We start from the raw sequence: 23,472 nt of genomic DNA on the forward strand, positions 1-23,472 counted from the left end.
AATGAATCTCCTTGATGCCCACTTTGTGCCGGCGATCGACGGGGTGGCCTACGGGCTGCTGCTGTTCGTCGTCGCCGCCGGCCTGAGTCTCGCCTTCGGCACCGCGGGCGTACTGAACCTTTCGCACGGCATGTTGTACGCGATCGGTGCCTATACCGGTGCCGAGTTGAGCGACGGGACCTGGGGCGGTCTCGCCGTCGGACTCGCGGCCGGAACCGCTGCGGCTGCCGCCGCCGGTGCCGGTCTGTCCGCGGCCACGATCCCCCTGGCCCGTCGTGGGCATCTCGCGCAAGCACTGCTGACGTTCGGACTGGCCCTGATCGGTGGCAATCTGCTCATCGAGTTCTTCGGGGCCGACGAACTTCCGGTACGCGTCCCCGAGGCGCTCGACTCCTCGGTGACGCTGCTGGGCCACCGGTACCCCGCGTACCGGCTCTGCTTCATCCTCATGGCCGTGCTGCTCGCGGCGTTCGGTACGTGGGTGCTCACCCGCACCCGGGTGGGGGCTGCCGTACGGGCCTCCGCCGACGACCCGCAGATGCTGGCCACCACCGGGCACAGCCCGCGCGCGGTGCACACCGGGGTCCTGGCCGCCGCGGGCGCGCTGGCCGGGGCCGCCGGAGTGCTCGGCGCGCCCATCATCGGGCCGGGGGCCGGCACCGCCGACACGGTGCTGATGCTCTCCCTCGTCGTGGTCGTGCTCGGCGGGCTGCGGTCGCTGTGGATGACGCTGCTCGCGGCGATCGCGGTCGGCGAGGTGCAGACTCTCGGTGTCTCCCTCGCGCCGGACTGGGCGCCGTACCTGCTGTTCGCGGCCATGGCCGCCGTGCTGATCCTGCGGTCCCAGTTCACCGAGCCGGCGACGGCGGGGGCGCACGGCGGCGGGGACAGCGGCTCCGACCCGGTGGAGTGGCTGCGGCGACGGCTCTCCGCCTCGTTCGCGGGGCGGCGGGGTGACGGCGCGGAGAAGGCGGCCGGTAAGGCTGTCGCGAAGGCGCCTGCCGGTGCCGTCTCCGACAGGCGGGAGCCCGTACCGCCCGCGAGCGGCGGGCCGTTGGCCCGGATGCTCCGCGGCGGTCCCGACGACGGCGGCCTCGCCGCGCGGGGCCGCCGGGCCGCGCCGCTCCTCGCTCTGCTCGTCCTGCTCGTCGCTCTGCCGACTCTGCTCGACGCGTACTCCCTCTCGCTGGCCGGCTCCGCGCTGGCTCTCGGGCTGCTGGCGATCAGCGTCGGCATCCTGACCGGCTACGCCGGGCTGCCGACCCTCGGCCAGACCGCGCCGTTCGCCGTCGGCGCGTACGCCACCGCGAATCTCGCCGACGCCGGCTGGACGGCGGGTCCGGTCCAGATCGTCGTCGCGGCGATCGCCGCCGCGCTGTTCTCGCTGGTGACGGGGCCCGCGGTGATCCGGGCCCGGGGGACCACGGTCCTGATGATCACGCTCGCGATCGGCGAGCTGGCCAGTGCGGCGATCAACCAGCTGAAGTCCGTCACCGGCGGCGCCGACGGTCTCGTCGGCTTCCCGGCCACGCAGGCGCTGTTCGGCGGGGAGGGGATGGTCGATGAGGACGAGGTCTACAACTACGCGCTCGTCGTCGCGGTCGTCGCCGTCGTCGTGACCGTGCTCGTCCTGCGCTCGCCCGCCGGCAAGCTGCTGACCGGCACCCGTAACGCCGAGGCGCGGATGCGCGCGTCCGGCCACCCGGTGGGGCGCTATCTGCTCATCGCGCACATCGGCGCGGGGGCGCTGGCCGGGATCGGCGGTTCGCTGATGGTCACCGTCCAGCAGTACCTCTCCCCCGCCGACGTCGGCTTCGAGATCGCCGCGTTCGCGCTGCTGGCCGCCGTCATCGGCGGCAGCACGTCCGTGATCGGCGCCATGCTCGGCGCCGGACTCATCGTCTTCACCCGTGACTGGGTGGCCAGTTCGTGGCCGGGCCACGGGCCGCTGCTGCTCGGCACGCTGTTCGTCGCCGCCGTGTATCTGCTGCCGCGCGGTCTGGCCGGGCTGCGCGTCGGGTCCGGTCCCGGCGGGCGGGAAGCGGCGAAAGCCGATCAACTCCCGCCCGACCACGACAGCGTTCCGGCCGGGAAGGTCGCCCCATGACAGCCACCACCGCACCGTCCGGCGCGCCGTCCACGGCGCCTGTGCTGGACCTGAGGAACCTCACGAGGCGGTACGGGAGCCTCACCGCCGTCGACGACGTCAGCCTCCAGCTCCCACCCGGAGCACGGCACGCCGTCATCGGTCCCAACGGCGCTGGCAAGACCACCCTGCTGAACCTCATCGCCGGTACCGACCGCCCCGACCACGGCACCATCGCCCTCGGCGGCGCCGACATCACCCGTACGGCGACCGCCAAGCGCAGCGGTCTCGGAATCGCCCGCAGCTTCCAGCAGCCCTCCGTCATCGGCGAGTTGTCGGTGCTCGACAACATCGTGCTGGCCGGCTGGCGGCACCATCCGCTGCGCCGGGGCGCCTGGTGGCGGCCCTCGCGCTACCGGAAGCACGCCGAGTCCGCCGCCCGGCATCTGGAGGCCGTGGGCCTCGCCGGCTCCGCCGCCCGGCCCGCCGCCGACCTGTCCCACGGGCAGCGCCGCATGCTCGACCTCGCGGCGGCCCTCGCGGGCGACCCGCGTCTGCTGCTGCTCGACGAGCCCGCGGCCGGGCTGACCGACGGCGACATCGGGCGGCTGCTCACGATCCTGGGCGGCCTGCCTTCGAGCGTCGCCATCATCCTGGTGGAGCACCATGTCGAGGTCGTCGCCGAACTCGCCGAAACCGTCACGGTGCTGGCGGCCGGACGGGTTCTGATCACCGGGCCGACCAAGGAGGCGCTGGCCCACCCCGAGGTACGCGACGCGTACCACGCCACCGCGGCCGACGAGGCCGCCCCTGACGCCGCGTCCGACGGTGTCCGAGACACAGCGGAAGCGAGAGGGTGAGGCGACCACCGATGCTGGAACTCACCGGTCTGACGGCGGGCTACCACGGCGGCACCGTCCTGCACGACCTCGACCTGACCGTCCCCGCCGGCTCCGTCCACGCGATCGTGGGCCACAACGGGGCGGGCAAGACCACCCTCGTCCACACCGTGGCGGGGTTCATCCGCCCCTCCGCCGGCTCGGTGCGGCTGAACGGCCAGGAGATGACCGGGCAGCCCGCGCACAAGGTGGCGCGTGCCGGGATCGGTCTCGTACCGCAGGGCCGCCGGGTCTTCGCCGGGCTCACCGTCGCTGAGCATCTGCGGCTCTCCTACCGCCCGCCGGGCCGCGGCGACACAAGCAGGCCCAGCCGGTGGACCCCGGAGCGCGTCCTGGAGCTGCTGCCCCGGCTGGGTGAGCGCCGGGGCAACCGGGGTACGGATCTGTCCGGCGGCGAGCAGCAGATGCTCGCCCTGGCCCGCGCGCTGCTCGGTTCGCCGAGCGTGCTGCTGCTGGACGAGCCCACGGAGGGGCTCGCGCCGCTGCTGGTCAAGCAGGTCTACGAGTTGGTCGGCACGCTGGCTGACGAGGGGATCGCCGTGCTGCTGGTCTCGCCGAGCCCGGCACAGGCCGCCGAGTCCGCCCGTACGGTCACGGTCCTCACGTCGGGACGGGTGACCCTGCGGGTGGACGGCGCCGACGCCAGGACCGATCCGACGGCGCTGCACGAGGCGCTGGAGCTGACTCCGGTGCGAAGCGCGGCGCGCTGAATCACCTACGCCGAAGTGCCGGGCGGGCCGCATGTGCGGCCCGCCCGGCACTTTCTGACGTTCCGTCAGGAGCCGGTCGGGCCGCCGCTACGGGCGCTTGAGGCTGTGGCCCCCGAAGCCGCTGCTGCGGTCGGAGCCGCTGTTCTGGCCCTGCCACCACGTCTCGAAGCCCGCCTTGTCCATGGCGCTCCAGTCCGGGGTGTTCTCGACCTGGGCACTGCCCATCCTGCGGGCCAGCGCGACCATGGCGGAGCCGACGGCGCCACGGCTGATGTCGTACGACTCCAGGACCTCCTTCCAGCTCCCCCCGGCCACCACGGCGGCCTCAAGGGCCGTGGCGTCCTGGAGGGCCTTCACGCTGCCGGCGCCGATGTGCGGCCGGGCGACGCTGGCGGCGTCACCGACGAGCAGCATCTGGCCCGAGGTGTAGTGCGGCACCTCAAGGTCGTAGATGGGCTGGATGAACGTGGTCTCGGCGGGCGTACGCAGCACCCTGGCCGCCCAGTAGGGCGGGAAGTTGTCCGCCACGAGGGCCCTCAGGTGCGCGGTGAGCTCCGAGTTGAGCCGGCCGGGCGGCAGGGAGGTCGGTGTCCTGAGGTCCGGGTGAAGGCCCTCGGACTCCGGCGGTGAGGTGTAGAGGACCCAGTTGAGCCGGTGGCCGCCGACGCCGTCGGGGATGCGGTAGATCATGCAGTGGCCGCCGGGGAAGACGACGTTGTGCGCGTCGTTGCCGTCGGAGGGGAGATCGGCGACATCGGCGGAGGTGCCGCGCCAGCCGATGTAACCGGCGTACGACGCCTCGCGGCCGGGGAACATGGCTTCGCGCACGACGGAGCGGTATCCGTCGGCGCCGACCACCGCGTCGAAACGTTCCTTCGTTCCGTCCGCGAGCCGCAGGGTCACTCCGTCCGAATCGGGCTCCACGACATCGACGAGCGCTCCCGAGCGATAGGTGACCTCTTCGGGCACCCGGCGCCGCAACTCGCTCCAGAGGGAGCCCCAGTTGTAGGCGCGGAACGGGAACGGCTGCTCGCCGATGGCCCGTCCGTACTCCGACTCGCCGTCCCGCACGCTCCATACACGGCGGGTCAGCGGCGCCCACGGCATCTCGGGCGCGACGTATCCGGCGCTCTCCAGCTCCGTGTACCGGTCGTTGTGGAGGGCTATTCCGACACCCCTGTCACGGAGTCCGGCGTCGGCCCGTTCGAAGACGGTGACGTTGTCGGCTCCGCCACGAGACACGGCCAGAGCCGTGGCACACCCCGCTATGCTGCCGCCGACCACGGCGACGTTGCCTCCACGCATACCTTTTCTCCACTCTTTTGAAGTTGTTGGTGCTGCTGGTGGTGACACTGGGGAGAAATCCTATTCGAGTGGCGTAGGTGTTTACGTTGCCGAGGGGGCACGGAATTGCGATGCTCGACACGTGCCGGGACAGCGCAGGCGCAGACGGAGCCGGGAGCGGCAACGGGGCCCCTCGGAAGCCGAGTTGGGGCCGGGGCGCTGGGCGGTGGTGTTCGAGACCGCCGACGAGGCGCGATGGCGCGCGGAGGTCCGGAGGCGTATCGCGGAGCACGAGGTGAAGGACCTCTCGATGTTCCGGCTCGACACGCTCTGCGGCCGGTCGCGGGTGCCGACCACGTACCGGCTGAGTGTCTTCGTCCCGGACGCGCCGGGCCCGTAGGCCGTGTCTTCAAAGTCCCGCCTGGCCTGCGACGCCTGGCACGGCACCTCGCTTCGTTGTCGGAGTCGTGCGAGTACGCCCAGTACGAGCACGATCCTCCGCCTTGCGATGCACCGCACCAGACGCCGCAGGCCCCGCCTTGCAGGCGGCCGGCGTTACTTCGAAGACACGGCCTAGCGCCGCCGCGTGCCGGGGCGGACGGGCCGCCGCCGAGCGGCGGCGGCCCGTCCGGAACTGCCGCTATCCCTTGAGCAGTCGGGCGTCGGCCCAGTCCCCGTGGTCGGAGTCGATGCCGTCGCCGCCGTCCGTGACACGCAGCGCCAGCTGCCGCACCCCGCTCACGTCGACGTCGAACGCGTACGCCGCGTCCGTCGGCCCCAGGACTCCGCTGCGGGCCAGCACCTGGCCGTCGCCCACCACTTCGAAGACCACCGAGCCCTTGTCCGGCTTCTCCTCGTCGATGCCCGCGTGGGCGGCGAAGCGCTCGTACGCGCCGTTCAGGTCGACGGTCACCTCGGACCGCGCGTGGACCCCGAGCCCCTTGTCGTACGTGGTGTCGCCGAGCCGCAGAGGGCCGCCGTCGCCCGCGGCGTTCTCGCCGTTGGAGAGGTCACGCTCGACCGGGCCCCAGCCGTTCTCCGCCGAGACGAACGGCAACGCGCTGACGTACACGGTGCCTTCGCGCGCCACGAACACGCGAACCGTGCGCTCGACCGTCAGCGGCGGCGCGCCACGCCGGGCGCCCGGGTCCCGGTAGGAGACCGTGACCGGGATCTCCGTCGCCCCGTAGGCCGGGTCCGCGGGGACCGTGACCCGCCAGGCCGCCGACAGCCCGGCGCCGTCGGCCAGTTCGTCCGCCGTCGCGCCCTCGCCGTCGACGGCCCAGCCGTCGGGCGTACGCGCGCCGATCCGCACGTCCTCGGCGGGCCCTGCCTCGTCCAGCACGAACCCCGCCTCGATGCTCACCGTCTCTCCCGGCCGGGCGTCGGTCTTCGCGGGGGTGACGGCCAGCGTGCCCACCGGCACCGTGTCCACCGGCCGGTCGCAGCTGCCCCGGCCCGGCACGGCGCGGCAGATCTGTGCGGCGAAGCCGCCGTCCGCCAACACGGGTACCGTGAGCGTCTTATGACGGTCCGTCACCTCGCTCTGCCGGACCAGCCCGTCGGGGCCGTCCCGTACGACGTCGACCCGCCACGAACCGGATCCCAGGAACGTCAGCGGCAGCCGCTCCGTACCCGCGCCACCCGCCCGGACGGATCCGACGAACCACCGGTCGCCGTTCCTGCGCGCGAAGGTCGCCGCCTCACCCGGCGCACCGGCCACGAGCCGGCTCTCGTCCCAGACGGTGGGGACCTGTTCGAGGAAGCGGGCCACCTCCGGCCGGGCCCGGTACGCCTCGACGCTGCCCGCGTAGTTCTGGAAGCCCGACTCGTACACCACGGAGAGCGCCAGCTCGGCGGCCTCGGTGTTGTCGCGCTGCCCGAACTGGAAGCCCATGGGTGTGAAGTCCATGGAGCCCACCACGTTGCGGGTGTAGGGCAGTGTCGCCATGTCGTCCGCCTGGACATCCCCTTGCTCGGCTCCGTGGACGCCCTCCATCGTCATGACATGCGGCCAGGTGCGCTGAATGCCGTGCGGGAGCGTTGAGCCGTGGAAGTTGACCATCAGCTCGCGGTCGGCGGTCTCCCGCAGGATCTCGTCGTACCACCCCATGCGGTCGCGCGAGTCGGAGTCCATGAAGTCGATCTTCAGCCCGGCGGCGCCCCACTTCTTGACCTTGTCGAGCTGTTCGGTGCGCTCGGCGGCGGTGTCGAGATCGGTCCAGTGCATCCACAACAGGACACCCACGCCGCGCCGTTCGGCGTACTCCATCAGCTGGGGCATCCAGTCGGTGGTGTTCCAGCCGTCGTCCACCAGGGAGTACTCCCAGCCGTGCGCCGCCGCGTAGTCCACGAACCGCTGCTGGGTCTCCAGGCTGCGCTGCGCCGCGCCGAAGCCGGCGAGCCAGGACCAGGCGACCGTGCCGGGGCGGATCCAGGAGGTGTCCGCGACCCGGGAGGGCGGCGCCAGATCGTCCACGAGCGTGGACTCGGTCAGGGTCGCCAGATCGCCCGCGATGACGGTCCGCCAGGGGGTCGCGAGGGGGCCGTCGGTGGGCATGGGCACCGAGGGGTCGGCCAACGCGACGTCGTAGCGGCCACTGCCCGCCGTGTGGACGAGCCGGCTCGCGGGGTAGCGGCCGTCGACGTCCGCCTCGGAGAGCAGGACGTGGTCGTCGCCCACCTGGAAGAGCGCGGGGTAGGCGTACTGCCCGCTCTCGGCGCCGCCGGCGGTCGTACCGTCGTACGGCTGCTCGTAGTTGACCGAGTAGTCGCTCAGCCGGGCGGGCGCGCCGGCCGGCAGGACGAAGCCGGACGCCTCGCGCAGTACGGCGCCGCCCGCCGCTCCGGCGGGGAGGACGTAGCGGTAGGCGACCCCGTCGTCGGCCGCGCGCACGACGAGGTCGACCCGGGCACCGCCCGCCCCCTCCAGGGTGAAGCGGGACTCCGCCATGTCGACGGTCCGGCGGCGCTCCTTGCCGACGACGGTGGTGTACCGCTCGGCGACCCCACGGTCCTTCCGGTCCACCAGGCGCAGCCCGCGCGTCAGGTCGGCGTCCTCGGTGACGATGCCGACGGGCGAGGGCTCGACAAGGGTGCGGCGCCCGTCGCTCACGGCGAGGGTGACGGAGCCGTCGGCGGGGTCGAGCCGTACGGTGGCGGCGGGCCCGCCGCGCGACACCGTCCAGGCGGACCCGGCGGGCCGGGGCCCGCCCGCGTCGCCCTGGGCCCCCGCCGGGGTCCCGAGACAGAGCACCCCAGCGAGCGCGGTCGCACAGGCGGCACGCCATCGACGCGCCGAACTCGGTCTGCTGTTGGTCATCGCTTGTCCCTCTCACTCGGAGCCGGGCTCAACGGCCGAACACGGGGCCCGAGTTGGAGATGACAGTGCTGAGCATGAAGGGGCGCCCGCGCCCCGGATTGTCCACCGGAATTCCCCGGAACCGCCAGGGTCCGTCGCACAAAATCCAACAGAATCAATAGCAGGCGTACGGCGCGGAGTTGGACGGCGTCAGCCCCGACGCCTCAGCCCTCGACGCGTCAGGCCGAGCGCTTCCTCGACGGAGCCTTCTTCGCCGTCGTCTTCTTGGCCGCCGTCTTCTTCGCGGCGGTCTTGCCCGTCGTCGTCTTCTTGGCGGCGGTCTTCTTCGCGGGCGTCTTCTTCTCCGCGGTCCTGGACGCCGTCTTCGACGTGGACTTCGCGGCCGTCTTCGACGCGGTCTTCTTCCCGCCCGCCGCCTTCTTGCGGCTGGGCAGATGCGTCACCTCCGCGTCCTCCTTCTCGCCCCCGCCCGCCTCGCCCCGCGACTCCTTCGCCGCCCGCACACTGCCCTCCAGCGCCGCCATCAGGTCCAGCACCTTGCCCCCGCGCCGCTCCCCCGCCCCCTCCGGTGCCCGCAGCTCGGCGCCTCCCGCCTTGGAGGCGATCAGCTCCTCGACGGCCTCCTGGTAGTCGTCGTGCAGCGATTCCAGTTCGACCTCGCCGAGCGTGTCCATCAGGGCGTCGGCCAGGTCGAGTTCGGCGTCCCGGATGCTGACGTCGGTCTCCGGCGCCACCCCCTCCGGCTGCCGGATCTCGTCCGGCCACAGCAGCCCGTGCAGGGCGATGACATCGCCCAGGACCCGCACCATGCCCAGCCGCTCGCGCCCACGCAGCGCGAATTTCGCGATGGCCACCTTCTCGCTCCGCTTCAGCGCCTCACGCAGCAGCGTGTACGGCTTCGCGGCGGGCACGCCGTTCGCCGCGATGTAGTACGCCGAGCCCACCTGGAGCGGATCGATGGAGGACTCTGGCACGAATCCGAGGATCTCGATCGTCTTCGCGGTCGGCAGCGGGAGCTGGGCCAGATCGTCGTCCGTGATCGGGATCATCGAGCCGTCCGCGTCCTGGTACGCCTTGCCGATCTCGGCGGAGGTGACCTCCTCCTCGTCCAGCTCGCAGACCTTCCGGTAACGAATCCGGCCGCCGTCCGCCAAATGGATCTGCCGGAAGGAGATCGAGTGGCTCTCGGTGGCGTTCACGAGCTTGATCGGGATGTTGACCAGACCGAAGGAGATTGCGCCGTTCCAGATGGATCGCACGGTTAATCCCTTACATCGGAATTCGTGGGATTCTCATCGTATGACGCCAATCGCGGAGGTGGAGGGGCGGCGGATCGCCCTCAGCAATCTGGAGAAGGTCCTCTACCCGGCCACCGGCACCACGAAGGGCGAGGTCCTGCACTACTGCGCGACGGCGGCCGGCGCCCTGCTCACCCATCTGGCGGGCCGCCCCGTCTCCTTCCTCCGCTTCCCGGACGGCCCCGCGGGCGAGCGCTTCTTCACCAAGAACCCGCCGCCGGGCACACCCTCCTGGGTGCGTACTGCGACGGTCCCGCGGTCGGCGGACCAGATCGCCGAGCAGGTCCTCGTGGAGGACCTCGCGACGCTGATGTGGGCCGCGAACCTGGTCGTGGAGTTCCACACGCCGCAGTGGCGGTTCGACAGCCCGGCCCGCGCCGACCGCATCGTCTTCGATCTGGACCCCGGCGAGCCCGCCACCATCGTGGAGTGCTGCGAGGCCGCGCTCTGGCTGCGCGAACGGCTGGCGGCCGACGGGCTGAACGCGTACGCCAAGACGTCCGGTTCGAAGGGCCTCCATCTCCTCGTGCCGCTTGAGCCGACACCGTCGCCCGAGGTCTCCGCGTACGCGAAGTCGCTCGCCGTCGAGGCCCAGGCCGACCTGCCGGAGCTGGTGGTCCACCGGATGGCCCGCGCGCTCCGTCCCGGCAAGGTCTTCGTCGACCACAGCCAGAATTCGGCGGCGAAGACGACGGCGGCGCCGTACACGGTGCGCGCCCGTACGGAACCGACCGTCTCCACCCCGGTGTCCTGGGAAGAGGTGGGGAGTTGCGCGGCGCCGGACGAGCTGGTCTTCCGCGTCGGCGACATCGCGGGGCGGCTGGAGCGGTACGGGGATCTCCTCGGCCCCCTCATCAATCTCAACCGGGCGGGACGCCTGCCCTGACAGCCGCTGTCACCGGCGTGCACCATGGGGGTGCGGAGTGCGCCGGTCATGAGCGTCACGAGCAGAGAAGGAATCACGCATGATCATCTTCGGAACCAAGGGCTACATCTACCAGCTGGCGATACTGACGCTCGTGTGCGGCCAGTGCGGCAATCCGTCGGCGCACACGCTGCGCAAGCGCGTCTCCAAGTTCACGCTCTTCTTCGTGCCGCTGTTCCCCTACTCGACGAAGCACTACACCCAGTGCACCTTCTGCGGCGTGGAGCACCAGGTGCCCAACGAGCAGGCGGAGCAGCTGCTCGCGCAGAGCGCGGCCCAGGCCCAGCAGGGTGGCGGCCAGCAGCACGGCGCCAACCCGTTCGCGCAGGGTGCGCAGGGCGGCCAGGCGGGTGGCGGGAACCCGTTCAGCCAGGGCGGCCAGGGGCAGCAGCCGGGCCAGGGCGGCAACCCGTACCAGCACTGACAGCGGCAGGGGTACGCAGAGTTACGGTTGCGGACACAATGTGACGAAACTAGGGTAAATCGGGCGAGGGTCCCGTCGATCCCTCACCCCTTCCCGAACTTCAGGAGTCACGCATGTCACAGCGTTCCCTGCGTTTCTCACGTGCCCGGCGTTCCGCGCGCCCCCAGCGCGTCCGGGGCTCCTTCGGCCCGTACGCCGCGACCCTCGCCGTCGCCGTCGCGGCCCTGACCGCGACACCCGCCATCGCGGCGGTACCGGCCCCGCCGCCCGTCAGCTCCGGCGGCCACACCGCCGTCGACCGCCCCGCCGCCGTCGACCCCGAGACCGCGGAAGCCGCCGAGGCGGCCCGAACCGAGGAGGCCCAGACCGCCGGGCAGGCGATGGGCTCCCACACGTACAAGGGCCGCGTCACCGCCAGGACCGGGCTCCTGCTGCGCGACAAGCCCACCCGCAGCAGCCGGGTCGTCGGCAGCCTCCCCTACGGCTCCATCGTCCACATCTTCTGCAAGGTGCGGGGCGACAACGTGAACGGCAACAACCGCTGGTACCTCCTCGCGGACGGCACCTGGGCGTGGGCCTCGGCCGCGTACATCGACAACATCGGCAAGGCGCCCCGCTGGTGCTGATCCGGTAGCGCCGGCCCGGTGGCGCCGATGGCTCCGGCCGGCTGAACCCGACATGCCTTATGTCTTTACATAAGCGGACATAAGGCATGTCGGGTTGCTACGTTGCGCTCCATGACCGCAACGAAGGCGGACTCTCCCCCGCCCGAACTACGCCTCCGCAAGCGGCGCGGGGTCGAGCTCTCGCTCCTCGTGTGCGCCGTCCTCATCTCCCTCTTCGGTTACCTCGCCGTCGGTCTCGCCCACGACGACGCCGCCCCGCCCGACGCTCTGCGGCACAGCGCCGGGCTGGGTCTGCTCGCACTCGTCGCGCATCTCGCGGTCCGGTTCCGCGCCCCGTACGCGGACCCGCTCCTGCTCCCGATCGCGGTCCTGCTCAACGGCGTCGGGCTGGTGCTGCTCCACCGTCTCGACCTGTCGACCCCCGGCGTGCGGGACGCGCCCGCGCAGCTCGTCTGGTCGACCCTCGGTGTCACGCTGTTCATCGCCGTCGTCGTGCTGCTGCGCGACCACCGGGTGCTCCAGCGGTACGCGTATCTGTCCGTGGTCGCCGCGCTGCTGCTGATGACCGTGCCGATCTTCTTCCCCGCCGTGAACGGTGCCAGGATCTGGATCCGGATCGATGAACTCTCCTTCCAGCCGGGCGAGTTCGCGAAGATCCTGTTCGCCGTCTTCTTCGCCGCCTATCTCGCGGCCAACCACAGCGCCCTGGCGTACACCGGCCGCAGGATCTGGAGGCTGCAACTGCCCACCGGCCGGGTGCTGGGCCCCATCGTCGCGATCTGGCTGCTCAGCGTCCTCGTACTGGTCCTGGAACGCGATCTCGGCACCTCGCTCCTCTTCTTCGGGCTCTTCGTGATCCTGCTGTACGTGGCGACGGGACGCACCGGCTGGATCGCCGTCGGGCTGCTGCTGGCCGGGGTCGGCGCGTTCGCGGTCGGCTGGCTCGAACCGCACGTCCACGGCCGGGTCGAGGACTGGCTCGACCCGTTCGCCTCCATCGATGCCGGCCGGGGACCCGGCCAACTGGCCCAGTCCCTCTTCGCGTTCGCGGCCGGCGGCATGTTCGGTACGGGGCTGGGGCTCGGCCGGTCCGTCCTCATCGGCTTCGCCGCCAAGTCCGACTTCATCCTCGCCACGGCGGGCGAGGAGCTGGGCCTGATCGGGCTGACGGCGATCTTCATGCTGTACGCGCTGCTCGTCGCCCGCGGCTACCGCGCGGGCCTTGCCCTGCGCGACCCGTTCGGGCGGCTGCTCGCGGTCGGTCTGGCCTCGATCGTGGCGCTCCAGGTGTTCGTGATCGCGGGCGGGGTGACGGGACTGATCCCGCTCACCGGCATGGCGATGCCGTTCCTGGCGCAGGGAGGCTCGTCCGTCGTCACCAACTGGGTGATCGTCGCGCTGCTCATCCTGCTCAGCGACTCGGCGCGCAGACCGCGCCCGGAGACGGTGGAGACGGGCGTGATCGCACCGGCGACGGTGACCGGTGGTCCCCCGCCCGACGCGGGGAGTTCGACGCGGCGGGAGACAGGGACGGAGACGGGGACGGCGACGGAGGGCGAGCGATGATCAGCCATATCCGGCTGGCCGCCGTGTTCTGTCTGCTGCTCCTTGTCGCCCTGCTCGTCAACGCGGCCCGCGTTCAGCTCGTCCAGGCCGGTTCCCTCGACAACAACCCCGCCAACCGGCGTAAGACCATCGACCGTTACGAGCAGCCGCGCGGCCAGATCCTCGTCGACGGCAGACCGGTCACCGGGTCAAGGGACTCGGGCCAGCAACTGCGGTTCGAACGCACCTACACCCAGGGCCCGTTGTACGCGCCGGTGACCGGCTACTCCTCCCAGACGTACGGCACGAGCCTGCTGGAGAGCGCCGAGGACGGCATCCTGAACGGCACCGACCCGATGCTGGCCCCGCTGCCGTTCTGGAACGACATCACCCGTTCCCACCAGCCCGGTGGCAAGGTCGTCACCACCATCAAGCGGGCTCCACAGCAGGCCGCTTACTCCGGCCTGGACGGCAGGCGCGGCGCGGTCGCCGCGATCGAGCCCTCGTCCGGCAAGATCCTCGCGCTGGTCAGCAGCCCGTCGTACGACCCGGGCAAGCTGTCGGGCACGGGCGGCGAGGTGACCGACGCGTGGCGGCGGTACACCGGCGCGCCCGCCCAGCCGATGCTCAACCGGGCCATCCGGCAGACGTATCCGCCCGGTTCGGCCTTCAAGATCGTGACGGCCGCCGCCGCGCTGGACGCCGGGGTGGTCGACGACGTGGACGCGCCGACGGACGTCCCCGATCCGTACGTCCTGCCGGGCACCCGCACCACGCTCCCGAACGACGCACAGGGGTGCGACAAGGAGTCGCTGGCGTACGCGATCAAGTGGTCCTGCAATTCGGTGCTGGCCGGTCTGGGGGTGCGGGTCGGGCTCGACGGCATGGTGGACACGGTCCGCGGATTCGGCTTCAACGACAAGCGGTTGAGGATCCCGTCGGGGGTCGCGGTGTCCAACTTCGACCAGGAGATGGGCGACGACCAGCTCGCGCTCTCCTCGATCGGGCAGTTCGACACGACGGCGACACCGCTTCAGATGGCGATGGTCGCGGCGGCGGTCGCCAACGGCGGGGATCTCAAGTACCCGTATCTGGTGGAGCGGACGCTCGCCGCCGACGGCGATGTCGTCTCCCGCCGGGGCGACCGCACGTACGGGCAGGCGATGACCCCGCGAACGGCTCACAGACTGCGGCAGTTGATGGTCGAGGCGGTGGAGAGCGGGACCGGGACGAGCGCCGGGATCGACGGCGTGACGGTCGGCGGGAAGACGGGCACGGCGCAGCACGGGGTGGGCAACTCCGGTACGCCGTACGCCTGGTTCATCTCCTGGGCACAGGCGGAGGGCGCGGCGCGGCCGGAGGTGGCGGTGGCCGTGGTGGTGGAGGACGCGGAGGCGGCGCGGGACGAGATCAGCGGGGGCGGTGACGCGGCGCCGATCGCGCGGGCGGTGATGGAGGCGGCGCTGCGAGACTGATCCCGGGGGTGCATGGTGAGCGAGTCCTGGTCCTCATGGGCGGTGGGTGAGGCAGTGGGTGAGGCGCTGGAGCGGATCGACCGGATCGATCCGCGGCTGTGCGCGTTCATCGAGGTGTGGCACGCGGACGCGCTGGAGCGGGCGCGCACGGTGGACACCCAACTGCCGCTGGCGGGGCTGCCGTTCGCGGTGAAGGGCCCGACGGGCATCCGCTCGTACGCGGCGCGGCGGCTCATCGCGGCGGGGGCGGTGCCGGTCGGCTCGACGGCGGTGCCGGGGCCGGGGACGTACTGGCAGACGTGGGGCCTGGGCGCGCACGGCCGTACGGTCAACCCCTACCGCGCCGACCGTACGCCCGGTGGTTCGTCGGCGGGCTCGGCGGCGGCGGTCGCGGCCGGACTGGTGCCGCTGGCGACGGGCAGCGACGGGGCGGGGTCGGTGCGGATCCCGGCGGCGTGGTGCGGGGTGTTCGGCCTGAAGACGACGAACGGGCTGCTGCCCACGCCGGACCGGACGGGGCTGGCGTCGGCGGGGGTGCTGACACGCCGGGTGGCGGACGCGCGGAGGTATCTGCGGTACGTACTGGACGGGTACGAGGCCGCGGCGGGAGCCTGGGTGCCGCCGACGGCACCGGTGCCGGCCACGTACTCGCCGGATCTCGGCTTCGCGCGGACCGATCCGGCGGTGGAGGCGGTGGTGCGGGCGGCGGTTGACCGGTTGGCGGCGGCCGGCGCCGTACGCCTCGACGAGGCCCCCGGTTCGTCTCTGTCACTGCTCGACCCGCGCGAGGCATGGTCGGCGGTACGCGGCGGTGATCCGTCCGGCGGGGCGGGAGCGGGCGCCCGGGAGGAGAACGACCGGCGGCTCGACGCATACTTCGCGCGTACGCCGCTGCTGCTCACCCCGGTGACACCGAACCGCCCGCATGGCCACGAGGGTCCGGGCGCGGACGTCTACTCGACGGCGCTGACCTGGGCGTTCAACCTGAGCGGCCATCCGGCGGCGAGTCTGCCCGCCGGTTTCACACCGGACGGCTGCCCCGTGGGACTCCAACTCGTGGCCGCGCGCGGGGCGGACGTCCCACTCCTCGACATCGCGGGTGCGGCCGAGGCGGTCCTGCCTATCGTGCGCCCATGACGACACCGGACGGGGCGTCAACAAGTGGTGCGCAAGGCATTGACGAGAGCTGCTGACAGGAAGTCTTATAAGAGGGTCGAGAACCGTACCCCCGGTAACACGAGGTGCTCTCAGCCATGACAGCAGCGCACGACATCCAGCTCCTCCACGACGCGCTCGGCCCGCTGCGGGACCGCGAGCAGGTCGCCAGGCGCCTGCTCGAAGCCTCGGCCAAGCACTCCTTCGACCCGGAGAAGGACCTCGACTGGGACGCCCCGGCGGAGGACGGCAAGTGGTTCTGGCCGCCGGAGCTCGTCTCGCTCTACGACACCGCGCTGTGGCGGCGGATGTCCGAGGAGCGGCGGATGGACCTGGCCCGCCACGAGGCGGCGTCGCTCGCCTCGCTCGGCATCTGGTTCGAGATCATCCTGATGCAGTTGCTGGTCAGGCACATCTACGACAAGTCGGTGACCAGCAGTCATGTCCGCTACGCGCTCACCGAGATAGCGGACGAGTGCCGCCACTCGATGATGTTCGCGAAGTTGATCCAGAAGGGCGGCGCCCCGGCGTACCCCGTCCCCCGCGTCTACCACAACGTCGCGCGCCTGCTGAAGACCGTCTCCACGACCCCGGGCTCGTTCGCCGCGACGCTCCTGGGCGAGGAGATCCTGGACTGGATGCAGCGCCTGACGTTCCCGGACGAGCGCGTCCAGACGCTCGTACGCGGCGTGACACGCATCCATGTGGTGGAGGAGGCCCGCCACGTCCGCTACGCCCGCGAGGAGTTGCGCCGACAGATGGTCACGTCCCCGCACTGGGAGAGGGAACTGACGCGCCTCACGGCCGGCCAGGCGGCGCGCGTCTTCTCCGTCTGCTTCGTCAACCCCCAGGTCTACGAGAACGTGGGCCTGGACCGCCGCGAGGCCGTCACCCAGGTCCGCGCGAGCGGGCATCGCCGGGAGGTGATGCAGTCCGGCGCGAAACGCCTCACGGACTTCCTGGACGACATCGGGGTGATGCGGGGGACTGGGCGTCGGCTCTGGAAGGCGTCGGGGCTGCTGGCATGAGGAGCGCGCGAGGCCACCGGGACCGGCGCTGACACGCGCCGGTCCCGGTGGCCCGCGTGGACGTCAGTGCTTCGCCCGGCGGCGCAGCGCCAGCGTGCCGCCCGCGGCGGCCAGCGTGACCAGTCCCGCCCCTGCCGCGACCTTCGTCGCGTCCATGCCCGAGACGCTCCCGCCCAGACCGCCCCTGGCACCCCTGGTCGGGGTCGGGGACGGGGTCGAGGACCTCGCGACGGTGAAGGTGAAGGTGGAGGGGCTGCCGTTCGGGCAGGAGATGTTGACCGTGTGGGTGCCGGCGCGGGCGTCACGGCGGATCGTGGCCGTGCCCCGGTAGATGCCCGTCGTCGAGCTCGCGGTGAGCGTGACCGAGCCCGTGAAGGCCCCGGAGGAGGCCGTCACGGTGCTGGCGTCGCAGCCGCCGTTGAGGGAGAGGGTGACCGGGGAGCCGGGCCGCGCCGGGCTCGGGCTCACCGTGAGGGTCGGCTGGGGGTCGGCATGGACGGCCGTCGCACCCACGCCGATGGCCAGCGAGGACAGGGCGGCGGTGGCGAGAACGCGAACAACGCGCATGGTGAGGATCTCCGCTTCCTTGGCGCGGCGCGGGCGTCGGCCACCCGCTGGGGAAACCGGGCCGTGGCCTTCATCAAAGGCAGAGGCGCCGTCAAGGGGCGCGCCGAGGCGTGGCGCCGGGTTCCGTCGAACGGATCAGCCGGGACCGCTAAGCCGCTGGTCGGGGAGGTGGGGCGGGGACGGACGGCGGGGCGGGTGCCGTACGCCGCGGGGGTGACCGGCGTCGGCGCGGGGCGGGCGCTGCGCGACACTGGCGGCGTGAGAAGCGAAGAGACCGTCTTTGTCGGCGGGCCGCTGGACGGTCGTGTACTGCCCGTGCTGACCGGCCCGACCGGGCAGCCGCCCAAGTGGTACGAGGTCCCCGTGCCGGACGCCGCCGGCGGGCCGCCCACGGTGTTCGCGTACCGGCGCGCGCCCGCCGGGTACACCAAGCGGCTCGGGCTGCAACGGGGCTGGAAGTACGAGTACGTCCCCGGGGGCCGCGAGCGGCGCGCGCTCAAGTGGCCCTGGTCGAAGCCGGGGAACGGCTGACGGGACGGTTTCGGACACCACCCGATCGCCAACTCCCTGGCCTTACACGGCCACATATGGTGCGGCAGGCGGGATTTGTCGGGCACCATCTAGGTTCTGTCGCGGGGCCCGCACGCCCCGTCGGACCGATCGACCAGGAACCTAGGATCGACCAGGCCGGAGACGACCTCCCGGCCGAGCCACCAGGGGGCATACGCGTGATGGAACCGCTGCGGCACGACGACCCGCGTCTCGTCGGCCCTTACACCGTGCTGGCGCGGTACCGGGAGTCGGCGAGTGCCGTGCGGTATCTGGCGTACGGGCCGAACGGCGGCACCGTCGTCGTCACGGTCGCCCGCCCCGTCCTCGCCGCGCTGCCCGCCTTCCAGCGGCGCTTCCAGGCCGAGGCACGGACCGCCGAGCGGCTGGCGGGCGGCTGGGTGCAGCCGCTGCTGGACTCCCGTACGGACCCGTCCGGGGAAGCCACGCTCTGGACCGCGTCGGACTACGTCCCCGCGCTCACCCTCGGCGAGGCCGTCGCCGTCGCCGGTCCGCTGCCCGAGCGGGCCGTGCGGATACTGGGCGCCGGGCTCGCCGAGACGCTGTCGCGGGTGCACGCGAGCGGAGCCGTCCTCCAGGGGCTGGCGCCCGACACCGTGACACTGGCCGCCGACGGGCCGCGTCTCACCGCCTTCGGGGCGCTGGGCGCGGCGGCGTCCGCCGAGGCCGTGGAGGGCGGACGGCTGTCGGTGCGGCTCGGGTATCTCACTCCGGAGCAGCTGGAGGGCGAGGTACCGGGACCGCCGTCGGACATCTTCGTACTGGGGCTGCTGCTGGCGTACGCGGCCACCGGTACGACGCCCCTCACGAAGGGTCCTGCCGAATCGGCGATCGAACGCATCGCGTACGGAGCGGCCGAACTCGACGGTGTGCCACAGGAGTTGCGGCCCCTCGTCGCGCGCTGCCTGGCGAAGGGGCCGGGCGAGCGGCCGACCGCCGGTGCCGTCGCCGCCGAACTGGCGCTGGAGGGCGCGGCAGCGGCGGCGAGCGCCGGGCCGGACGGGTGGCTGCCCGCCGCCCTGTCGGCCTCGATCGCCGAACAGGCCGCCCGGGTCGACGCTCTGCACGCCCCGCTGGAGGGTCCGAAGGACGGGGCGGCGGACACCCCGGCGAACTCGGTCCCCGGTGCGCCGGCCGACGCCGCACCCGGCGCCGCGCCCGAGCCCGACACCCGCACCACCCGCATCGGCCGGCCCCGGACCGCGTCCGGTGGCGAGAGCGGTGTCGTCGACCGGCCGACCGCCGCCTTGTCGCTGCCCCGCGCCCGGCCGGAGCCGACCGCCCTCCCGCTGCCGCCGGCCGCCGCTCCGGTGCCGCAGCAGTCGCAGTCCCTCCCGCCGGCGCCGGGACCGCAGGGGCCGCAAGGACCGCCCGCCCTGCCGCCGGGGCCGCCACCGGCGCCGGCGCCCGCCCTCACCGCGCCCGCCGGAACCGGCACCGGCTCAGGCCCCTTCGCCGCGCTCAGACGGCCTCTCAGACGGCCCCTCGGACGCCCTCCCGGCGGGCCGCCCGGACAGCCGCTCGGCCGGCGCGCACTCCTCACCGCCATGGCCGCCGGCGCCGCGGGTCTGGTGATCGGCGGCGGGGGCGTCCTCGCACTCGCCGACGACGAGGCGTCCGACGACAGCGACAACAAGCCCGCCGACGACACCTCCAAGGGCCTGACCGGGCTGCCGCCCGAAGCCCTCTGGGCGTACGAGCACAAGGTGGCAGCCGACGAGGTCCTGAACGCCGCCGTCATCGGCGACCGCACCCTCGTCCTGACCACGGGCTCCGGCGCCACCGGCGTGGACGTACGCACCGGGAAGCGGCTCTGGCAGAAGTCCGAGGCCGCCTCCCTCCACCAGGCCCTGCCCGTCCCGGCCGGGCTCGGCTTCGTCGCCGGGGCGGCCGGTCTGCTCTGGATCAGGGCCGCGTCGGGCGCCGTCGAACACCGCGTCGACTACGCCGACGGCATCAAGGGCGCGCCCGGTCTGAAGGTCGCGGGCGTCGCCGGGACCGCCAACGGCCAGGTCTGGTTCACCGGCTCGTACCGGACCGGTACGGGGAAGGCGGCCGTGGTCCGCACCCATCTCTTCGCCTTCGATCTGACGACCCGTAAGGAGCTGTGGCGCACCGTGATCGCCAACGGCCGCGCGCCGTTGACCCCGGTGTACCAGCTGATCGCCGTACGGGACGCGGACATCGTGGTGCGCCAGGACGCCAAGTCGCTGCTGCCCGTCCAGGTCAAGGCGGCCAAGAGCCGGTCGGTCTACCACTGCTTCAACCGCGTGAGCGGGAAGCGGACCTGGTCGAAGTCGTTCGGCGCCGTGCCGCCCGTGGGCGGTTCGGTCGGTGACGCGAAGGGCCGGCTGTACGCCGCTGCGGCCGATCAGCTGTACGCGTACGACACCGCCGACGCCAAGCAGGTGTGGCGCAGGTCGGGCGCGCCCGAGGTGCCGGGGCAGAAGCCCTTCGCCTTCGGCACCGGCACGCTCGCCGGCTCCACGCTCTACATCGCCAACCGCTACCAGGAGGTGTACGCGCTCGACCCCGAGTCCGGCGTACAGCGCTGGAAGGGCACGACCGAGGGCCCGGCCTGGACGGGGGTCCCCCGGATCTCGCTCAGCGAGAGCGGCCGGACGGTGCTGTCGGCCGACGGACTCCAGGTGACGGCGTTCGGGGCGAAGGACGGCAAGCGGCTCTGGAAGTTCCAGAACGCCGGCGGCCCCGCCCCCTCCCCCGGCGCGGACGGCGCGGCCGTGGCCACGCCCCCGTACCAGCCGCTGATGGCCGGGAAGACCGCCGTGATCCGGCGCGGGGGCACGTTCTACGCGCTGCCGGTCGACTGACAAGCCACCACGCCGGGGGGCCGTCGTATCGGCCCTCCGGGGGTGACGGCATGCCGCCATGTCGCCCAATTGTGCGGTAAGCACACGGGATCGGGGCAAGTGACGCCGCATCATCACCTTGGGGCCGGACAGGCCGTCCCGCAAACGGAGGTGATGGAGTGTCAGGCAGACTTCCCCGAGCCGTCTGTACGGCGGCACTCGCCGCCGTCGTGGCGGCCCCGTACGCCGCACCGGCCGGCGCCGAACCCGGTCCGGGCGCCGAGGCGTCCCCAAGTGCCCCGTCCGTCACGGGTGCCGGGCCCGTCGCCGCTCCACGCGGCGACGGCGCCCCGCGCAGCGTCTCCCAACTGCTCACCGAGCTGCGGAAACTGTACCGGCAGGCCGAGGAGGCCACCGAGGCGTACAACGCCACCGAGGTGAAACTCACCGCCCAGCAGGCCAAGGCGAAGAGCGTCGGCACGGGCCTCACCGACGCCCGTGAGGCACTGGTCCGCAGCCGGGCCCAGGCCGGGCGGCTCGCCCGTCAGCAGTACCAGGGCACCTCCGAACTCTCCTCCTACATCCAGCTGTTGCTTTCCGGCGACCCCCAACACGCGCTCGACCAGCAGCATCTGATGGACCGTGCGCAGGGCGACCGGCTGTCGACGATCGCGCGGCTGACCAACGGCGAGAGGCGTGCCGACACCCTCGCCGCCCAGTCCCGGAAGGCACTTGCGGAACAGAAGGCACTCGCCGCGAAGCAGAAGAGGCAGCGCGACACGGTCCGGGCGAGGCTGGCGGACGTGGAGAAGATGCTCGCCTCGCTCACCGCCGGACAGATCGCGGCGATCGCCGAGCGCGAGGACGCCGACACGGACAAGGCGCAGGAGAAGCTGATCACTTCCGGCGCGCTCGGCGACGCCGCACCCGCGCCCGAGACCGCGTCAGGGGCGGTGGCGGGGACGGCCACGACGGGGGGCCTGAGCAGAAGCCTCCGGGCTCCGTCGGCCGACGGCGACGAGGCGCTGACGTACGCCGTCGGCCAGATCGGCAAGCCGTATCTGTGGGGCGCGGAGGGCCCGGAGTCGTACGACTGCTCGGGGCTGACCTCGCGGGCCTGGGCGCGCGCCGGGGTGAGCGTGCCCCGTACGAGCCAGGAGCAGTGGGCCGAACTGCCCAGGGTGAAGCTGAGCGAGCTGCGCCCCGGCGATCTGGTGGTGTACTTCCCGAAGGCCACCCATGTGGCGATCTACCTCGGCGCCGGGAAGGTCATTCATGCCCCGCGCCCCGGGGGCCGGGTGAAGGTCTCCCCGATCGCGTCGAACCCGCTGCTCGGCGCCGTACGGCCGGACCCGGGGGCCTCGCCGCTCGACGCGGCGTCGTACGAGCCTCCGGAGCTGCCGCCGGGGGCCACCGCGGGCGACGACACGGGCAACAACTCGGCCACCGCACCGGCGGGTTGACCTCCGGAGACGGCGTCAGCCGGCCGTGCTCCCGCCCGCCTCCGTGAGATAGGCCTTGGTCTTCCGCGCGTCGTAGAAGAAGTTCTCGAAGTCCGACGGGTCGTCGAAGCCGTTCGCGAACCGGTCTGCGACCGGCTGGAGCCGGCCAGCCGCCTCGAACAGGTCCAGCACATGCGCCGGCGGCGGGGCGAGCATCGTGTTCGTCCACCTGGTGGTGTGCCGCGCGCTCTCCCAGTGGCGCTCGAACGTCGCCCGCATCCACGCCTCGTCGAACTCGCGGTCGCCGTGCGCCAGTATCGAGTCCAGATACGAGGCGGCGCACTTGGAGGCCGAGTTGGAGCCCTGGCCGGTGACGGGGTCGTTGGCCACGACGACATCGGCGACACCGAGGACCACGCCGCCGCCGGGCAGCCGCCCGACGGGGTTGCGGACCGTGGGCGTGTAACGGCCCGACAGGGTGGCGTTGGCGTCGGTCAGCTCGACCTTCGTGGCCCGCGAGTACTCCCAGGGCGTGTACCGCTCCATCAGCTCCAGCGTCAGCGAAAGATGGTCGGCCGGGTCCCTGACGCCCTGGAAGACGTCGACGGGGCCGCCGGGTATGCCCTCCCAGAAGAGAATGTCCGCGCGGCCGGTGACGGTCAGCGTCGGCATCACGAACAGCTCGCCGACGCCGGGGACGAGGTTGCAGCGAACGGCGTCCAGGTCGGGATGCTCCGGGCGCGGGCCCAGCCCGTGGACGTACGCGACGGCGAGCATGCGCCGAGGAGTGTCGTACGGGGAGCGGGCGGCGTCCCTGCCGAACATCGCGACCAGTTCGCCCTTGCCCGCGGAGACGAGGACGAGGTCGTACGTACGGGAGAAGTAGTCGAGGTCGGACACCGCCGCACCGTGGATGACGAGTTGGCCGCCGCGCTGGGCGAACGTCTCCATCCAGCCGGCCATCTTGACCCGCTGGTCCACGGACTGGGCGATCCCGTCCAGCCTGCCCAGCCAGTCCGTCGCGCGGGAGGAGTCGGGCGCGGCGACGGAGACGCCGAGCCCCTCGACGCACGGGGCCTGGGACTCCCAGAAGTTGAGCCGGAGATCCCGCTCGTGCTGGAGCGCGGTGTGGAACATGCACTGGGTGGACATCACCCGGCCGCACCTGATCTCGTCCGCCGTGCGGTTGGACATCAGGGTGATCTCGTACCCGTGCGACTGGAGTCCCAGGGCGAGCTGGAGGCCGGACTGTCCGGCCCCGACGACGAGTATCTTCCGCATGGCGGGTTCTCCGTATGTTGCTGCC

At 72.3% G+C, this 23,472-nt stretch carries 19 protein-coding genes; 14 read left to right on the forward strand and 5 right to left on the reverse strand.

The window, feature by feature from the left end:
• The first annotated feature begins 1 nt into the window (after nucleotide 1).
• The 3 genes from ACFWV8_RS04565 to ACFWV8_RS04575 are packed head-to-tail and all read left to right on the forward strand — an operon-like array spanning nucleotide 2 to nucleotide 3,695.
• Nucleotides 2-2,107: a branched-chain amino acid ABC transporter permease gene (locus tag ACFWV8_RS04565; RefSeq protein ID WP_384197923.1), complete on the forward strand. Its 2,106-nt coding sequence runs from the start codon at nucleotides 2-4 to the stop codon at nucleotides 2,105-2,107.
• Nucleotides 2,104-2,946 (forward strand): ABC transporter ATP-binding protein, encoded by an 843-nt coding sequence (locus ACFWV8_RS04570; RefSeq protein WP_384197925.1) that lies wholly within the window; start codon nucleotides 2,104-2,106, stop codon nucleotides 2,944-2,946. Before ACFWV8_RS04565 ends, ACFWV8_RS04570 begins: the two co-directional genes overlap by 4 nt.
• An 11-nt stretch (nucleotides 2,947-2,957) precedes the next feature.
• On the forward strand, nucleotides 2,958-3,695 hold the full coding sequence (locus ACFWV8_RS04575; RefSeq protein WP_384197927.1) for an ABC transporter ATP-binding protein: 738 nt from the start codon (nucleotides 2,958-2,960) through the stop codon (nucleotides 3,693-3,695).
• An 87-nt stretch (nucleotides 3,696-3,782) separates the two neighbouring features.
• Here ACFWV8_RS04575 and ACFWV8_RS04580 read toward each other — a convergent pair whose 3' ends face one another.
• The gene (locus ACFWV8_RS04580; protein ID WP_384197928.1) at nucleotides 3,783-5,000 is read right to left on the reverse strand and encodes an FAD-dependent monooxygenase; all 1,218 of its coding nucleotides are present in this window, start codon (nucleotides 4,998-5,000) and stop codon (nucleotides 3,783-3,785) included.
• A gap of 121 nt (nucleotides 5,001-5,121) precedes the next feature.
• Here ACFWV8_RS04580 and ACFWV8_RS04585 point away from each other — a divergent pair, with 121 nt between their 5' ends.
• Nucleotides 5,122-5,379: a hypothetical protein gene (locus ACFWV8_RS04585; RefSeq protein ID WP_384197930.1), complete on the forward strand. Its 258-nt coding sequence runs from the start codon at nucleotides 5,122-5,124 to the stop codon at nucleotides 5,377-5,379.
• Nucleotides 5,380-5,619: 240 nt separating this feature from the next.
• Here the strand turns inward: ACFWV8_RS04585 and ACFWV8_RS04590 are convergent, their stop codons facing one another.
• Both ACFWV8_RS04590 and ACFWV8_RS04595 read right to left on the reverse strand, forming a co-directional pair.
• Nucleotides 5,620-8,301: a glycoside hydrolase family 97 catalytic domain-containing protein gene (locus ACFWV8_RS04590; RefSeq protein ID WP_384197932.1), complete on the reverse strand. Its 2,682-nt coding sequence runs from the start codon at nucleotides 8,299-8,301 to the stop codon at nucleotides 5,620-5,622.
• A 218-nt stretch (nucleotides 8,302-8,519) separates the two neighbouring features.
• Nucleotides 8,520-9,560: a Ku protein gene (locus ACFWV8_RS04595; protein ID WP_384197933.1), complete on the reverse strand. Its 1,041-nt coding sequence runs from the start codon at nucleotides 9,558-9,560 to the stop codon at nucleotides 8,520-8,522.
• Nucleotides 9,561-9,600: 40 nt separating this feature from the next.
• Here ACFWV8_RS04595 and ligD point away from each other — a divergent pair, with 40 nt between their 5' ends.
• The 7 genes from ligD (at nucleotide 9,601) to ACFWV8_RS04630 (ending at nucleotide 16,777) form a co-directional block, all read left to right on the forward strand.
• Nucleotides 9,601-10,485, forward strand: a complete 885-nt coding sequence (gene ligD, locus ACFWV8_RS04600; RefSeq protein WP_384197935.1) for a non-homologous end-joining DNA ligase — start codon at nucleotides 9,601-9,603, stop codon at nucleotides 10,483-10,485.
• 79 nt (nucleotides 10,486-10,564) lie between these two features.
• Entirely contained in the window at nucleotides 10,565-10,948 is a 384-nt protein-coding gene (locus ACFWV8_RS04605) for a zinc-ribbon domain-containing protein (RefSeq protein ID WP_384197937.1), read from the forward strand.
• A gap of 113 nt (nucleotides 10,949-11,061) precedes the next feature.
• Nucleotides 11,062-11,574, forward strand: a complete 513-nt coding sequence (locus tag ACFWV8_RS04610) for an SH3 domain-containing protein (protein WP_384197939.1) — start codon at nucleotides 11,062-11,064, stop codon at nucleotides 11,572-11,574.
• Between the two features lie 111 nt (nucleotides 11,575-11,685).
• Nucleotides 11,686-13,140, forward strand: coding sequence for an FtsW/RodA/SpoVE family cell cycle protein (locus ACFWV8_RS04615; protein ID WP_384197940.1), 1,455 nt, complete (start codon nucleotides 11,686-11,688; stop codon nucleotides 13,138-13,140).
• Nucleotides 13,137-14,594, forward strand: a complete 1,458-nt coding sequence (locus ACFWV8_RS04620) for a penicillin-binding transpeptidase domain-containing protein (RefSeq protein WP_384197941.1) — start codon at nucleotides 13,137-13,139, stop codon at nucleotides 14,592-14,594. Before ACFWV8_RS04615 ends, ACFWV8_RS04620 begins: the two co-directional genes overlap by 4 nt.
• Nucleotides 14,595-14,606: 12 nt before the next feature.
• Complete coding sequence (locus tag ACFWV8_RS04625; RefSeq protein ID WP_384197943.1) at nucleotides 14,607-15,731, forward strand: amidase family protein; 1,125 nt, start codon at nucleotides 14,607-14,609, stop codon at nucleotides 15,729-15,731.
• A 116-nt stretch (nucleotides 15,732-15,847) separates the two neighbouring features.
• Entirely contained in the window at nucleotides 15,848-16,777 is a 930-nt protein-coding gene (locus ACFWV8_RS04630; RefSeq protein WP_384197944.1) for a diiron oxygenase, read from the forward strand.
• 63 nt (nucleotides 16,778-16,840) lie between these two features.
• Here the strand turns inward: ACFWV8_RS04630 and ACFWV8_RS04635 are convergent, their stop codons facing one another.
• Nucleotides 16,841-17,344: a hypothetical protein gene (locus ACFWV8_RS04635; RefSeq protein WP_384197946.1), complete on the reverse strand. Its 504-nt coding sequence runs from the start codon at nucleotides 17,342-17,344 to the stop codon at nucleotides 16,841-16,843.
• 258 nt (nucleotides 17,345-17,602) lie between these two features.
• On the opposite strand from ACFWV8_RS04635, the gene ACFWV8_RS04640 reads away from it, so the two are divergent.
• From ACFWV8_RS04640 to ACFWV8_RS04650, 3 genes are all read left to right on the forward strand, one after another.
• Nucleotides 17,603-17,875 (forward strand): hypothetical protein, encoded by a 273-nt coding sequence (locus tag ACFWV8_RS04640; protein ID WP_384198072.1) that lies wholly within the window; start codon nucleotides 17,603-17,605, stop codon nucleotides 17,873-17,875.
• A 200-nt stretch (nucleotides 17,876-18,075) separates the two neighbouring features.
• Nucleotides 18,076-20,745: a PQQ-binding-like beta-propeller repeat protein gene (locus tag ACFWV8_RS04645; RefSeq protein WP_384198073.1), complete on the forward strand. Its 2,670-nt coding sequence runs from the start codon at nucleotides 18,076-18,078 to the stop codon at nucleotides 20,743-20,745.
• 158 nt (nucleotides 20,746-20,903) lie between these two features.
• A complete protein-coding gene (locus ACFWV8_RS04650; RefSeq protein ID WP_384197948.1) occupies nucleotides 20,904-22,187 on the forward strand; it encodes an NlpC/P60 family protein in 1,284 nt (427 codons plus the stop codon).
• A 15-nt stretch (nucleotides 22,188-22,202) separates the two neighbouring features.
• On the opposite strand, the gene ACFWV8_RS04655 is transcribed toward ACFWV8_RS04650, so the two are convergent.
• Nucleotides 22,203-23,447 (reverse strand): styrene monooxygenase/indole monooxygenase family protein, encoded by a 1,245-nt coding sequence (locus ACFWV8_RS04655; RefSeq protein WP_384197949.1) that lies wholly within the window; start codon nucleotides 23,445-23,447, stop codon nucleotides 22,203-22,205.
• Nucleotides 23,448-23,472: the final 25 nt, after the last annotated feature.

It is taken from the genome of Streptomyces sp. NPDC058665 (genome assembly GCF_042714995.1).
In the GTDB taxonomy this organism is placed as follows: Bacteria; Actinomycetota; Actinomycetes; order Streptomycetales; family Streptomycetaceae; genus Streptomyces.